Here is a 15,558-nt window from a genome sequence, read left to right as displayed (position 1 = left end):
GTTTTGCAGCAAACTTAACTTATATAAAATCAGCAATATGACTAAAATATGTTAAGTTTGTTACAAAGAAATCTTAAAATAAAGACACTTATTTAATGAGAAAAGTTGCCTGACTAATTCTTCTTTTTTTTCTTTTTACTAAATAATCCGCCAAGTACATCTTTTACTTTGTTCACAGCATCACTTTTTCCATCTTTTCCTGTCTTCGTTGAATCTTTTTTATTGCCACCTAATAAATTACCAAGAGTGTTGTTAACCAAGTCATTTTTTTGCTGTTCAATTAGTTTTTGACTCAATTTTGAAGCGGAAGAAGCTAAATCAGTTTTTACACTTGGCGATGTCATGTTTCCAGTAATGGTAGCCGTTACTGGAACTGTAATATTTTGATCTTTTGGGCTTAATTTTGTTAAAAGCCCTGAAACTTCACTTCCTAAATATTTAGCAGGAACATCTAAAGTAACATTGTAATTCATGCTTTGGTCAAATCCATGACTACCACCAATATTAATTCCAATGTCTTTGTAGTTTAGTTTAAATGGGGCAACTTCTACCTTACCATCTTTAAAAGATAAGTGAGTTTTAATGTCAGATAAATCAAGTTTTGTTAAATCGATAAAAGATAGTTTACTGTCTAATAAACTCAATGCTTTAGTTTTTTCAGGATTGATCTTTGTTGTTAGTAATTGTGCTAAAGCTTTTCCTGATATTGTTCCTAAATTAGGTGTAAAATCATCATTTAAACTTCCAGATAAATTAATATCTGAATTTAATTTACCATCCATTGCACCTGCAATTGGACTTAATGATTGTAGTAAGTCCATAGTACTAAATGATTGGGAAATGTCAAATGAATCAACACCTAACTTCATAGCAAAAGTTGGTCGTTCTTTTTGAGTGTTTACTTCACCATTTAAAGAAATTTGACCATTGAAAATTCCAGCTTTCATGTTTTGCAGTGTTGCTTTTTGATCTTTCAACCAAAGTGTACCTTTTACATTTGAAAGCGTTAAATTATCATAGTATACCTTTTTGGCGTCGGCGTTAATTTTACAGTCAAGAAAATCAGGGATTTTTAAAGAACCTTCACTTGATGTTTTATCATTCTTTTCTTCAGGATTTTTTTCAGAAGTAGTACCTTCGTTCTTTTCCATAAAGTCACTTACATAAAAATTGCTCGAAGCAACGTTAAAAGTTCCTTGCAGCTTTTTATCCGATAATAAGAAGCCAAGTAGGTTGTTAATTTTACCTGTTGCATTCAAATCACTCTTACCTGTACTAGCCTGGAATTTATTTAATGAAATTGTTTTTGGAGTAAACTTTACTAAAGAGTTTTTAATTTCGATTGGATTTACAACATCTTTTGATGAGTAAACAAAGTCATGAAGCTCAACAGTTCCATTGTTTTTAATACGACTAACAATATTCTTTTTAATGGCATTAACATCGAATCGCGTATTCAAGTTAGCCTTAAGTATACCGCTCAATTCATTTTCTAAACTAACGGGGTATGCTTTGTTTATATTGGCAAGATTTAAAGTTCCCTTCAAATTAGCATTAACCAATGGGTTCGTTGTTACATTATGAAGGCTTCCATTTCCTGAGAATACATCTTCATCAATTTTAAATGATAAATTATCAATAGTAACAAAAGTGTTTTGAATTTTTCCAGTGGTATTTTTTAGTTGAGAACTAATGTTGATGTTTCGGACACTTTTTGGAAGATCAGGATATTTAAAAGAAGCATTTTCAGCCTTTAAGGCAATATCAAGTTTTGGAATATTTTTATCGTCAACAATTCCTTCGATATGCCCTGCAACACTAAAGTTTCCAGATGTTTTTACATCAGATATATTCTTAGCATAAACTTCGGGTATCAATCCTAAGAAGTTTTTAAAATCCGAAGATGGAGTTTTAAAATGTACTGAAACTTCTTGGTTATTTTCATTCAACTTCACATATCCATTAAAAACCAAAGGAAGGTTGTTTAATTTTGCTTCGTTTTTTAAGAATGAAAACTTGTTGTTCACCAAATCCATTCCTAAGACTGCATCTAGAGACACTTTTTGATCTTTTGCATAATTGATATTGTCCATGGCAAAAGAAACTAAAGTGCTAGTTTCAGTTGTTAACTCGCTATTAGATTGAGAAAAGTCGCCACTTCCACTGTGATTCAGATCTTTTAAAACTAAACTAATTTTACCTTTCTCGTCAAGATACTTTATTTGTGTGTCAGCAATACGGTAACTATCTATTGATAAACCAAAAGAAGATGGTTCCGTGTATTGATTTTCTTCTTCTTTCACCTCTGTATTAGGCTTAGCGATATCGTAGTTTGCAATTCCCTTTTCATTCGTTAAAACATTTACTTTGGCTTTATCAATAGAAAACGATTTGATATTAAGCTGTTCTGAAGAGTTTTTGAATAATTCCGTTATTTTTAATTTAAGCGTTATATCTTTAGCATATAGCAGAGTGTCTCCTTTGAACGGTTCAACGTTAATAACAGAAACATCTGAAAGACTCACAGAGGCGTTTGGAAAATTGCGAAGTAAACTTAAGCTCCCATCTGAGAAATCGACTTGAGCGTTGACATTGTTGTTAATTGTTTCTTTAACTAATCCTATTATCTTGTCTTGAAAAATTAATGGAATAACAAGAAGCAAGACAAAAAGGAATGCGATTATACCCAAAATGATTTTATAAAGCTTTTTCACAAGTCTAAATTTTAAATTAAACGGTTGACTTTTATTTTGATAGAAAAGTCATTAAATCAGTATGTTCTGACAAAAAAGTACAGAAGAAATAGTTAATATACAGATTATAACGAGCAAATGTCCGTATTTATTTGTTAACAAAAGGATAAGAAAACCATAAAAATAAAAGTTTTGATAATTTTGCAAAAAAAAGACAGGTTTGGCAATTACTACCAAAGAGCAATATAGCAAGTTTATTAAAGAACAGGCAAAACGCTTGGGCTTTTTAGGTTGTGGTATTGCCAAAGCTGAATTTTTAGAAGAGGAAGCTCCTCGTTTGGAAGAGTGGTTGAAAAATGGGTACCATGGAAAAATGCATTATATGGAGAATCATTTTGACAAACGATTAGATCCTACTTTACTGGTTGAGGGAGCCAAGTCTGTTGTTTCTCTATCCTATAATTATTTTCCAGAAGAAACCCAGAAGTCAGAAGAATATAAAATCTCGAAATATGCGTATGGTCAAGATTATCATCATGTAATTAAAGACAAATTAAGAGAACTACTACAATTAATAAATGATGAAATAGGAGTGGTTTCTGGACGTTGCTTTGTCGATTCTGCACCTGTATTAGAAAGAGCTTGGGCAGAAAAAGCAGGATTGGGCTGGAATGGTAAGCATTCGTTATTAATTCAAAAACAACAAGGATCGTTTTTCTTTTTGGCAGAATTAATCATTGATTTAGAGTTAGAATACGATCATCCGTTTACAACAGATCATTGTGGTAAGTGTACACGATGTATTGATGCCTGTCCAACACAAGCTATTTTACCAAATAATACTGTTGATGGTAGTAAATGTATTTCCTATTTAACAATTGAGTTAAAGGATGCAATACCAACTGATTTTAAAGATAAAACGGAAGGGTGGATGTTCGGTTGTGATGTGTGCCAAGATGTATGCCCTTGGAATCGATTTTCAAAATCCCACTCCGAACCTCTATTTAGTCCTCAAGAAAATTTATTGGAAATGAAGGCTAGAGATTGGGAAGAACTTACCCAAGAAACGTTTAGTAAAGTATTTAAAAAATCTGCTGTTAAAAGGACGAAGTTTTCTGGATTACAGCGAAATATTAAATTTCTGAATAAAAAATAAAAACCACCTTTCTCAGGTGGTTTTCATAATATAATCCCTAATATTTTATTTTAAACAAACTCCCCAAAGAAAAACCAGTTAAGGCTTTTTTTCAATTTACTGTTAGGCTCAGCTTCTTCATTTTGATTTGCAGCTTTTTCAACTTCATTTTTAAACAAGTCAACAACAAATTCATCATAACTCATGTTAACTTCTTCCTTTAAAAACGCCTCAAAATAAAGTTCGCTTGCTTTTTCTCCTTTTATTTGCTCAATTTCTAACAATGTTTTATACAAAGGAGCTATTTTGTCAATGATGCTTTGTGGAATAGCTTTTCTTCTTCCAGTATAACCGGTCGCTTTTCCATTTTCATCTCTTTCAACTTCAAAATCGGTAATAACCCAGTAGTATCTTCCCGTTCGAGAAAGGTTTTTTACAATGGCATGAAAGTTTTCTTCTTTTTTCAAAGCTTTCCAAAGAACTTTAAAAACCACTTTAGGCATATCTGGGTGCCTAATAATGTTGTGAGGTTCTCCAATAAGTTCAACTTTATTGTATTCTGAAGCTTCTCCAAACGCATCATTCATGTAGAGGATAGTACCTTTTAAATCGGTTTTGCTAATGATGGTTTTTGATCTGTCCCATTTAACTTCTTCATCGATGATTTTTGTGGGACGGGGGGACAAGTTTGTGTTCATTTTCTAAAAGTTTAAATTGAACACAAAAATAAGCCTATAAAATATAAAACACAAGAGAAACCCCCACTGTAGTTGGTTGCTCATGTGTTTTTGTCAATCTGTATTTAAGGTATATCTTTTATCTAATCTTAATCACCAAAGAAGAACCAGTTAAGGCCTTTTTTAATAGTGTTTTTAGTTTTTTCTTTTTGATATTGTTCTTTCTTACTTTCCTCTTCAAATAAGTCCACAACAAATTCATTATAGGTTTTTCCGATTTCCTCTTTTAAATAAGCATCGAAATACAACTCACTTGCTTTTTCTCCTTTTAGCTTTTCAATATCAAGTAGCGTTTTGTAAATAGGTTCAATCTTTTCTACAACACCATTAGGAACAGCTTTTCTTCTTGCTGTGTAACCACAAGGCTCTCCATTTTCATCTTTGTCAATGGTAAAATCGGTAATAACCCAGTAGTATCGACCTGTTCTTGTTAGGTTTTTAACAATTGCATGGAAGTTCTCTCCTTTTTTCAAAGCATCCCATAGAGCTTTAAAAGCTACTTTTGGCATATCTGGATGCCTGATAATATTATGAGGTTCACCAATAAGTTCAATTGCACTGTATTCACATACTTGTGTAAATACATCATTTGCATATAAAATAGTTCCGAAAAGATCAGTTTTACTAACAATAGTTTGGGTTTTGTCCCATTTCACTTCCTCATCTATGATCTGTCTCATTGTTTGTGGGGATTGCATATTTATAATTATTTAGGTTAATGATACAACAAAGGTCAAGGAAATAAACCTTATAAAATATGACTTTTATCAGGTTGTAAATTTTTTACTTCGCAACAAACCTTATATTTGTATGTTCATACAAACAACACTATTATGAGCGAATCAAGAAAAAGACGAGAAGCTTTATTATACCATGCAAAACCAACTCCTGGGAAAATTTCTGTGGTGCCTACAAAAAAGTATGCAACACAGCACGATTTATCTTTGGCGTATTCCCCTGGTGTTGCAGAACCTTGTTTAGAAATAGCGAAAGATAAAAATAACGTATACAAGTATACATCTAAAAGTAACTTAGTAGCGGTTATTTCTAATGGAACAGCGGTTTTAGGTTTAGGAGACATAGGGCCAGAGGCATCGAAGCCTGTTATGGAGGGGAAAGGATTGCTCTTTAAAATTTTTGCAGATATTGACGTTTTTGACATCGAAGTGGATGCTACGGATGTTGATAAATTTGTAGAAACAGTCAAAGCAATTGCTCCAACTTTTGGAGGAATCAATTTAGAAGATATTAAAGCTCCTGAAGCCTTTGAAATTGAAAGAAGGCTAAAGGAAGAACTTGATATTCCAGTAATGCATGATGATCAACATGGAACAGCAATTATTTCTGCTGCAGCGTTGAAAAATGCATTGGAAATTAATGGAAAAGATATTTCAGAAGTCCAAATCGTAGTAAATGGTGCTGGTGCAGCGGCTATCTCATGTACGCGTTTATACCTTGCTCTTGGAGCTAAAAGAGAAAATGTGGTAATGTGCGATAGTAAAGGGGTTATCAGGAATGATAGAGATAATCTTACCTCGCAAAAAGCCGAGTTTGCTACAGATAAAGATGTAAATACTTTAGAAGAAGCTATGCACAATGCTGATGTGTTTATAGGTCTGTCGAAAGGAAATGTGGTGTCTCCTGAGATGTTACTTTCTATGGCGAAAAACCCGATTGTTTTTGCAATGGCCAATCCTGAGCCTGAAATATCATACGATTTGGCGGTAAATACAAGGGAAGACATTATTATGGCTACTGGAAGATCAGACCATCCTAATCAAGTGAATAACGTTTTAGGTTTTCCATTTATTTTTAGAGGAGCATTAGATGTTAGAGCAACCAAGATAAATGAAGAAATGAAGATGGCAGCGGTACATGCTTTGGCTGATTTGGCAAAGCAATCCGTTCCAGAGCAAGTAAACATTGTTTACGATGAAATAAGTTTATCTTTTGGGAAAGATTATATCATTCCAAAACCATTCGATCCAAGATTGATTTATGAAATTCCTCCAGCGATAGCAAAAGCAGCAATGGATTCAGGAATAGCTCAAGAACCAATTACTGATTGGGAGAAGTATAGAGAAGAGTTAATGGACCGATCTGGAACAGGGACGAAAGAAATTAGATTACTTCATAACCGAGCTAAAAAAGATCCTAAGAAAATTGTTTTTGCAGAAGCAGATCACTTAGATGTATTAAAAGCGGCTCAAAGAGTTTACGAAGAGAAGATTGGATTCCCAATTTTATTGGGTAGAAAGGAAGTTATTTTAGAGTTAAAAGAAGAGCTTGGTTTTGATGGAGAAGTACCAATTCTTGATCCAAAAACAGATGAGGAAGAAGGAACTAGGAACCGTTATGCAGAAATATTCTGGAAATCACGCCAAAGAAAAGGAGTTACTTTATTCGAAGCAAAAAAATTAATGCGTGAGCGTAATTATTTTGCTGCAATGATGGTGAACTCTGGAGAAGCGGATGCTTTAATAACTGGATATTCTAGACCATATCCTTCTGTAGTTCGTCCAATTTTAGAATTAATAGAAAAGGATAAAGGGGTTACAAGAGTAGCTGCAACGAATCTTATGTTGACAAAACAAGGACCAATGTTCTTGTCAGATACAACTATCAATGTGAATCCTTCAGCAAAAGATTTAGCAAAAATTACGCAATTGACTTCGTCTTTAGCTAAAATGTTTGGAATGACTCCGAATATTGCCATGTTAGGATTTTCAAATTTTGGATCTACTAAATCTGAGAGTTCAGTTAAAATTAGAGAGGCAGTTGCTTATATTCATAGAAATCATCCAAATGTGGTTGTTGACGGTGAATTACAAGCTGATTTTGCTTTAAACCCGGAGTTGTTAGCGAAGGAGTTTCCTTTTTCTAAACTGAACGGAAAGAAAGTAAATGTTTTAATATTTCCTAATCTTGATGCAGCAAATATTACCTATAAATTAATGAAGCAGATTCATGGAATTGAGTCAATTGGACCAATTTTATTAGGTATGAGTAAACCAGTTCACATTTTGCAATTGGGAGCAAGTGTTGATGAAATGGTGAATATGGCAGCAGTAGCTGTAGTAGATGCTCAGAATAAGGCTATAATTAAAAAAGCATAGTCTTTTTAAAACATTGAAAACGAGAATTTTTAAAAACAAATAATTTTTCTACTTTAGACAACGCGAAAAAAGAAATAGATGATTACACAAATAAGGGGAAGACTTGTGGAAAAAAATCCAACGTACGTTGTGATTGATTGTAACGGTGTGGGATATTTGCTTCATATTTCTCTAAACACATATTCTTTATTACCGAGTGATGAAAATATTGTGTTGTACACACATTTATCTATTAGAGAGGACGCACATACTTTATACGGGTTTATTAGTAAAATTGAAAGAGAACTTTTCAAGTTATTAATATCTGTATCGGGTGTTGGTCCAAGTACGGCTAGAACAATGCTTTCTTCTATGACATCTGAAGAAATTCAACAAGCAATAGCTTCTGAGAATGTAAAATTGATTCAATCTGTAAAAGGAATTGGGGCAAAGACAGCTCAAAGACTTATTGTTGATTTAAAAGATAAAATACTAAAAACCTTCGATTTAGAAGAAGTTTCTGTAGTCCAGAACAATACAAACAAGGAAGAAGCGTTATCTGCTTTAGAGGTCTTAGGTTTTGTTCGGAAACAAGCCGAAAAGGTTGTCAATAATATATTAAAGGGAATGCCTGATGCGTCTGTAGAACAGCTCATTAAGCAGGCATTAAAAAACTTATAGAAAAGTTGAAAAATACATTTATGAATAAATTATTTACAGCACTTACTTTATTGGTAAGTGTTGTTTCGTTTTCACAAAGTGTTGGTAATAGGGTATTAAAAGATACAGTAATACCGCTTAAATACAATTTTAAACATAACCAAACAGGAAAGCTTTTCTTAAACAATCCGTCAGAGTTTCAGGTTACTTTTGATAAAGCTCTAAACAAATTTGTTATTGTTGAAAAGATTGGAGATTATTTGATAGGAACTCCTATATTTTTAACACCGAAGGAATATGAAAAATATCGCCTTAAAAAAGATATCAAAACCTATTTCAAAGAAAAAATTGATGCAGCTGATACCAGAAAGAAAGGTAAAAAAGATGCACGAAAAAATTTACTTCCAAAATATTATGTAAACTCAAAGTTTTTCGAGTCTGTTTTTGGAGGAAATACTGTAGAGGTAATTCCTAGAGGTCAAGTAAATATAAAATTAGGAGGAGTTTATCAGAATAATGAGAATCCTCAGATTTCTATTGATCAGCAGAGTAGTTTTACATTTGATTTCGATCAGCAGATTAGTGCAAGTTTACAAGCTAAAGTTGGGAAGCGTTTAAAAGTTACAGCAAACTACGATACTCAGTCTACTTTTAATTTTCAGAACTTAATCAAACTTGAATATACACCTACAGAAGATGATATTATCCAAGGAATTGACGCGGGTAACATCAATATGCCAATAAAGAACTCTTTAATTAATGGAGCGCAGGCACTATTCGGGGTGAAAACTGAACTGCAATTTGGAAAAACAAGAGTAACAGCCGCATTTTCACAACAGAACTCACAATCTAGAACAGTTGTTGCCGAAGGAGGGGCGACTATTGAAGATTTTGAATTAAGAGCTTCCGATTATGATAATGATCGCCACTTCTTCCTTTCTCAGTATTTTAGAGAAAACTATAAAAAAGCACTTACTCAATATCCTTTAATTAATAGTCCAATAAACATTACTCGAATTGAGGTTTGGGTAACAAATAGAACTCAAAGTGTTAATGATTTTAGAAGTATTGTGGCTATTGCCGATTTAGGAGAATCGAATACAACACCAGCTTCTAATAATTTAGTTAATAACACGGTGGTTGATCCAGCGATAGTTCCTGTCCAAGCAAATGGGGTAAATATTCCTTACAATGGAGTTAATAAATTAGATCGATTGTTAACGGATAGTGGACCTATTAGAGATGTTGCTACCATGCAAAGTGCTTTTGCAGGTGAAGGAATTACAGGTGTCGCTCAAGGGACTGACTTCTCGTACTTACAAAATGCGAGAAAATTACAACCAAGTGAATACCGTTTACATCCTCAATTAGGTTTTATCTCTTTAAATAGAAGGTTAAATGATGGTGAGGTACTTGCAGTAGCCTACGAATATACTGTTGTTGGAGCTTCGTCAAATGAAGCCGTTTTTAAAGTAGGAGAATTCTCTAACGATGGTGTTATTGCTCCTGCGAACTTAGTAGTGAAGTTATTAAGAAGTGAGATTTTAACAACCGTTAGACCTGGAGTTATTCCAGCGGAGCCATTTCCAACTTGGAGATTAATGATGAAAAATGTATATGCTCTTGGGGCATATCCATTAAGACAAGAAGGTTTCCGTTTTGATTTATTATATAGAGATGATCAAACAGGAACTTTGCAAAATACATTACAAAATGCAAGTTCTTCCGATATTGGAAATATACCATTAATGCGGATTTTCCATATTGACCGCCTTGACCAGAGTCAGTATCAAGTAGCAGGTGGAGATGGTTATTTTGATTTCGTAGAAGGAGCTACGGTAAATTCAGAAAAAGGATATATTATTTTCCCAGATCCAGAACCTTTTGGATTGGACTCATATCTTGATAATAGGTTAGTAGGAGCAGATAAATCAAGATATTTATTTGATGAATTATATTTAACCACAAAAATTCAAGCGAAGAACGAATATCAGAATAAAGATAAATTCTTTCTAAAAGGGTATTACAAATCTGAAACAAGTAGAGGTATTTCTTTAGGTGCTTTTAATATTCCTAGAGGTTCTGTAAAAGTTACCGCAGGAGGTAGAGTCCTTGTGGAAGGGGTTGATTATGTAGTAGATTATCAGTTAGGAAGAGTGCAAATTTTAGATCCAGGATTAGAAGCTTCTGGAGTTCCAATTAATGCCACAGTAGAGAATAACACATTTTTTAATCAACAGAGAAAAACGTTTATCGGAATTGATGTTGAACATCAATTCTCGGAAGATTTTATTTTAGGAGGAACATTCTTAAATGTAAGCGAGCGTCCGATTACTCCAAAAGTAAACTTTGGAGGTGAACCAATAGATAATGTTATGTTAGGGATGAATTTAGATTATTCATCTGAAGTACCTTATTTAACAAAACTAGCGAATAAATTACCGTTTGTTGAAACTGATGTTCCTTCGAAGGTTTCGGTTAGGGCAGATATGGCCTATTTATTACCTGGTTCTCCAAGTGGTATCGATGTAAACGGAACGGCTACTTCTTATTTAGATGATTTTGAGGCGTCTCAAATTCCTATTAATCTAAATTCACCGCAGCAGTGGTTCTTAGCAAGTACACCAGAATCTCAAGGGTTTGAAGCTGATGGTAGTGCAAATAATAACTTGTCATATAACAATCACAGAGCTAAACTGGCATGGTATAATATTGACCAATTATTTTACGGAACAGTTAATAGACCTGGAAATATTGACGAAGTTGAGCTTTCCAGAGATGAGGTTCGTCAAATTCGATTCGAAGAGCTTTTCGATCTTGATTTGGATATTACGCAACAGAATTTAGTGAGAACATTAGATTTAGCGTATTATCCTTCCGAAAGAGGACCTTATAACTTTAACGATAATGCAAGTGAGGTAAATATTGATTCTGAAAGTAATGATATTCGATTAACGCAGCCAGAAGGAAACTGGGGTGGAATTATGCGTTCTTTAACAACGAATAATTTCGAACAAGCAAATGTTGAGTATATTCAATTCTGGTTAATGGATCCATATGAAAACTATTCAATAACAGAAGAAGAAGGGAGACCAGCTTCAATAAATCCAAAGCTGCCTATCAATCAAGTAGGTAAGCTTGTAATTAATTTAGGAAGTATTTCAGAAGATATTTTACGTGATGGTACTAAGCAATATGAGAATGGATTGCCTGAAGATGGTGTAAAAACAGTGGGGAGTAACGTTCGTGAATCGGTTTGGGGATTCACGCCGATTAATCCTTCAATTTTATATGCCTTTGCTGCTGATGCAAATGCAAGAGTTAATCAAGATGTTGGTTTAGATGGATTAAATGATAGTGAAGAAAAGGCAAGGTTTAATGTGCCTGTAGCAGGTAGAAATTATAATCAGTTCTCTGATCCGGCTGGAGATAACTTTCAGTTTTTTAGAGGAGGTGAATTGGATAATGCAAACGCTTCTATTTTATCGCGTTATAAAAGATATAACAATCCACAAGGAAATTCTCCAACACCAGAACAATCTCCTGAAACCTATCCAGTTTCTTCAACCACATATCCAGATACAGAAGATATCAACAGAGATCAGACAATGGACGCGGTAAGTAGTTATTTTGAATACGAAGTATCACTAGATAGAACAGAGTTAAATAGAGGTGTAGGATTTAATCATATTGTTGATGTAAAAGAAACTCAAGTTACACGCCCAAATGGTGAGGTAGAAACAAGTAGATGGTATCAATTTAGAATTCCAGTTAGATCGGGTACTCCTATAAATGGAATATCTGACTTTAATAGTATTCGTTTCGTGAGAATGTTTTTAACTCAGTTTAAAATGCCTGTTGTTCTGCGTTTTGGAGAGCTAGAATTGGTAAGAAGTGATTGGCGAAGATATGTTCAAACGGTTCCAGATGATCAATTAAATAATTTTGAAATAGGAGTGGTTAATATTGAGCAAAATGGAGATAGATATGCATTACCTCCAGGAATTCAAAGAGAATTGCTTCAAGGAACGAATAGAATTCAAAGACAAAATGAGCAGTCTGTAACCTTAAAGGTAACCGATTTACCAGCGGACTCAATACGTACGATTTATAAGAATATTAGTATTGATATGCGTCGTTATAAGAACATGCGTATGTTCTTGCATGCGGAGGATCCTGAAAGAAATGCAAGTCAAGGTCAGGATGCTGGTGCCGTTGCAATCATCCGATTAGGTACCGATTTGAACGAAAACTATTATGAAATTGAAAAGCCTCTAGTTTATTCTGCTGTTGGAGGAACCCCAGTAGCCGATCAAGTATGGCCAGAAGAAAACAATCTCGATGTTATTTTGGAGGATTTATCTGGACTTAAATTACAAAGACCAGCAGGAGCTATTGTTTCTGAACTATTTTCAGGGGTCAGTTCTAACGGGCTTAAAATATCCGTAAAGGGTAATCCAACATTGGCTCAAGTTCGAACGGTAATGCTCGGAGTAAAAAATACATCTCCAAACCAAAAATCAATTGAAGTTTGGTACAATGAATTAAGAGCTGTTGGATTTGATAATAAAGGAGGATGGGCAGCTGTTTTAAATGCGGATGCGAACCTTGCCGATGTAATGAATCTCTCTCTTGGAGGAAGAATGTCAACAGTTGGTTTTGGAAATGTAGAAGATCGAGTACAGCAAAGAAGTATTGAAGAAGTAAAGCAATATAATGTTGCAACAAATGTTCAGTTAGGTAAAATGATGCCTAAGAAATGGAATATGCAAATTCCAATGAGCTATAGTTACGGGGAAGAATTTAGAGATCCAAAGTATGATCCACAATCTCAAGATATAACCATTGAGCAAGCTCGTGATGCTGCTGAAAACTCAAATAATGAGCAAGCAAGAGAAAATATAGCCAACGCTCAAGATTATACTCGTAGAAAGAGTATAAGTTTTATTAATGTTAAGAAGAATAGAAATCCAGATAGTAAGAAAAAACAAAAATTTTACGATGTAGAAAATTTCTCAGTATCCTATTCTTTTAATGAAGAATATCATAGAGATTATAATATTGAAAAATATATTAATCAAAATGTAATGGCGGGTGCGAGTTATAATTTTAATTTCAAGCCATTCGTTATAGAACCATTCAAAAAAACTAAATTTTTAAGTAGTAAATATTTAAAATTTATAAAAGATTTTAACCTAAATCCTGTACCGAAAACCATTGCGGTAAACTCAAGAATTAATAGAAATTTTAGTTCTCAAAAATCTAGGAACTTAATTGAAGGTTTATCTCCTCAGCCAGAGTTGAAGCAACGCAATTTTGTGTTTGACTGGGATTATACAATTGGATTCGATTTAACAAAGTCGTTACAATTAAACTTTAATGCAACCAATAGTTTTATTTATGATAGTTTTGGTAGAGAGGAAGACTTAGAAATTTATGATAAATTCTTCAATATTGGTAGGCCAAATTCTTATCATCAAAAATTAAATGGAACCTATAAAGTTCCGATTAATAAAATTCCTTACTTAGGGTTTTTATCCGCTGACTATGCATATACAGCTGATTTCGATTGGCAAGCGGCATCTCAAAGTCCGATATTTAATGACGTAGGTGAGTTAGTAGGTAATGTAAGAGACAAAGTGGGGAACATGATTCAAAATGCAAATACGCATAACATAAATGCTACTGTAGATTTTGGACGTTTTTATAAAACTTTAAAACTAGATAAATTACTAGTTAAAAAAGGGAAGAAAGGACCAGTTAAAAAAGGTTCTTTAAAATTAGGAGCCGATCAAAAAACTGATGAAAAACTAAAATTAAAGAAGAATGCAAGTTTTGGTCAAAAGGCTTTAAAAGGATTATATGATGTATTAACTTCTGTTAAAAGAGCTAAAATTAGTTACAGCCAAAACAACGGAACCTTACTTCAAGGATATATACCATCGGTTGGTTTCTTAGGAAGAAATAACTACGGAGGTGGTTTAGCACCAACATTTGGTTTTGTTTTTGGAAGTCAAACGGATATTTTAAGAAGTGCTATTGATAATGGATGGTTAGTAACCAGAGATCCAAATGATCCAAACGATACTTATTATAACAAGAATTACGGTAAAAACAGCAATAAAAAATTAGACTATACGGTTTCAGTAAAACCTTTTAAAAGTTTAACCATTGACTTAAGAGGGAATAGAATTGAAGCAAATAGACTTACTCAGCAACTTGATGTTATTTCTGATGGTGTTGGAGGGTTCAGACAAAATGAAACCATTAAGGCATTTGAAACAGGGGATTTTAGTATAAGTCATTTTATGTTATCTACCATGTTTACTGATGGAGAAACCTTATATCAAAACTTTAGAGATTACAGATCAACAATAGCAAACAGATTGTATGATGAAACTGGTTTCACTAGACCAACGAATCCCGATGATCCAGCCTTTAAAGAAAATGGACAACAGGCAATGCTTCCTGCATTCTTGGCGGCGTATTCTGGGCAAGATCCTAATTCAGTAAGTACAAGTCCTTTCAAAAATATTCCTATCCCTAACTGGACATTACGTTATAATGGACTTATGAAATACAAATGGTTCAAGAAAAATTTCTCGTCATTTACACTTACTCATGGATATAAATCATCATATACAATAGGTAATTATACTAACAATTTACAGTACGAAGAAGGGGTTGCAAATACTTCTGGAAACTTCCAGCCTAACTTGCTAATTTCCTCAGTAACACTTATTGATGAATTTTCACCATTGATAAAAGTTGATTTCAGAATGAAGAATTCTCTGTCGTTTAAAGGAGAAATTAGAAGAGATAGAAGTTTGACTTTAAATTTCAATAACAATACGATTACTGATATAAATGGAACAGAATATGTATTTGGATTTGGATATAAGATAAGAGATGTTAAATTTGTAACGCGATTTACAGGGAAGAAAGAAACCTTGAAAGGTGATATTAATTTAAGGGCTGATATCTCGTTAAGAGATAACCTTACATTAATTAGAAGTGTTGATGAAAGTAATAATCAAGTTACAGGAGGAGAAAGATTGTTTGGGATAAAGTTTTTAGCAGATTATAATTTGAGTAAAAACTTAACGGCGTCTTTCTATTATAACCATCAAACATTTAATTACGCCATTTCAACAACATTCCCTAGACAAGCAATAAATGCAGGATTAAATCTTGTATATAATTTAGGAAATTAAAAAACGAATCAAGAATAAAAACAA

General features: G+C 33.4%; 7 protein-coding genes. 4 read left to right on the top strand and 3 right to left on the bottom strand.

From position 1 onward, the window contains the following. Nucleotides 1–113 precede the first annotated feature (113 nt). The gene (locus ACKTTV_RS02305) at nt 114–2,714 is read right to left on the bottom strand and encodes an AsmA family protein (protein ID WP_408029187.1); all 2,601 of its coding nucleotides are present in this window, start codon (nt 2,712–2,714) and stop codon (nt 114–116) included. Nucleotides 2,715–2,913: 199 nt separating this feature from the next. On the opposite strand from ACKTTV_RS02305, the gene queG reads away from it, so the two are divergent. After that, complete coding sequence (queG, locus tag ACKTTV_RS02300) at nt 2,914–3,849, top strand: tRNA epoxyqueuosine(34) reductase QueG (protein ID WP_408029186.1); 936 nt, start codon at nt 2,914–2,916, stop codon at nt 3,847–3,849. A 50-nt stretch (nt 3,850–3,899) separates the two neighbouring features. Here queG and ACKTTV_RS02295 read toward each other — a convergent pair whose 3' ends face one another. Beyond that, a complete protein-coding gene (locus ACKTTV_RS02295) occupies nt 3,900–4,526 on the bottom strand; it encodes a PAS domain-containing protein (protein WP_408029185.1) in 627 nt (208 codons plus the stop codon). A gap of 128 nt (nt 4,527–4,654) precedes the next feature. Further along, a complete protein-coding gene (locus ACKTTV_RS02290) occupies nt 4,655–5,245 on the bottom strand; it encodes a PAS domain-containing protein (protein ID WP_408029184.1) in 591 nt (196 codons plus the stop codon). A 153-nt stretch (nt 5,246–5,398) separates the two neighbouring features. Here ACKTTV_RS02290 and ACKTTV_RS02285 point away from each other — a divergent pair, with 153 nt between their 5' ends. The 3 genes from ACKTTV_RS02285 to sov all read left to right on the top strand — a co-directional run bounded on the left by ACKTTV_RS02285 (nt 5,399) and on the right by sov (nt 15,534). Beyond that, nucleotides 5,399–7,681 (top strand): NADP-dependent malic enzyme, encoded by a 2,283-nt coding sequence (locus ACKTTV_RS02285; protein WP_408029183.1) that lies wholly within the window; start codon nt 5,399–5,401, stop codon nt 7,679–7,681. 78 nt (nt 7,682–7,759) lie between these two features. Beyond that, nucleotides 7,760–8,341 (top strand): Holliday junction branch migration protein RuvA, encoded by a 582-nt coding sequence (gene ruvA / locus ACKTTV_RS02280; protein ID WP_408029182.1) that lies wholly within the window; start codon nt 7,760–7,762, stop codon nt 8,339–8,341. Nucleotides 8,342–8,361: 20 nt separating this feature from the next. Further along, a complete protein-coding gene (sov, locus tag ACKTTV_RS02275) occupies nt 8,362–15,534 on the top strand; it encodes a T9SS outer membrane translocon Sov/SprA (RefSeq protein WP_408029181.1) in 7,173 nt (2,390 codons plus the stop codon). Nucleotides 15,535–15,558 lie beyond the last annotated feature (24 nt).

Source organism: Tenacibaculum xiamenense, assembly GCF_964513065.1.
In the GTDB taxonomy this organism is placed as follows: Bacteria; Bacteroidota; Bacteroidia; order Flavobacteriales; family Flavobacteriaceae; genus Polaribacter; species Polaribacter xiamenense.
Note: the sequence above shows the minus strand (reverse complement) of the source record. Positions and strands in the feature narration are given on the sequence as shown.

Excerpts from the sequence above, each read along its gene's own strand:
- ACKTTV_RS02285 (WP_408029183.1), top strand. The coding sequence starts at position 5,399 with ATGAGCGAATCAAGAAAAAGACGAGAAGCTTTATTATACCATGCAAAA.
- ACKTTV_RS02295 (WP_408029185.1), bottom strand. The coding sequence starts at position 4,526 with ATGAACACAAACTTGTCCCCCCGTCCCACAAAAATCATCGATGAAGAA.
- ACKTTV_RS02290 (WP_408029184.1), bottom strand. The coding sequence starts at position 5,245 with ATGAGACAGATCATAGATGAGGAAGTGAAATGGGACAAAACCCAAACT.
- ruvA (WP_408029182.1), top strand. The coding sequence starts at position 7,760 with ATGATTACACAAATAAGGGGAAGACTTGTGGAAAAAAATCCAACGTAC.
- sov (WP_408029181.1), top strand. The coding sequence starts at position 8,362 with ATGAATAAATTATTTACAGCACTTACTTTATTGGTAAGTGTTGTTTCG.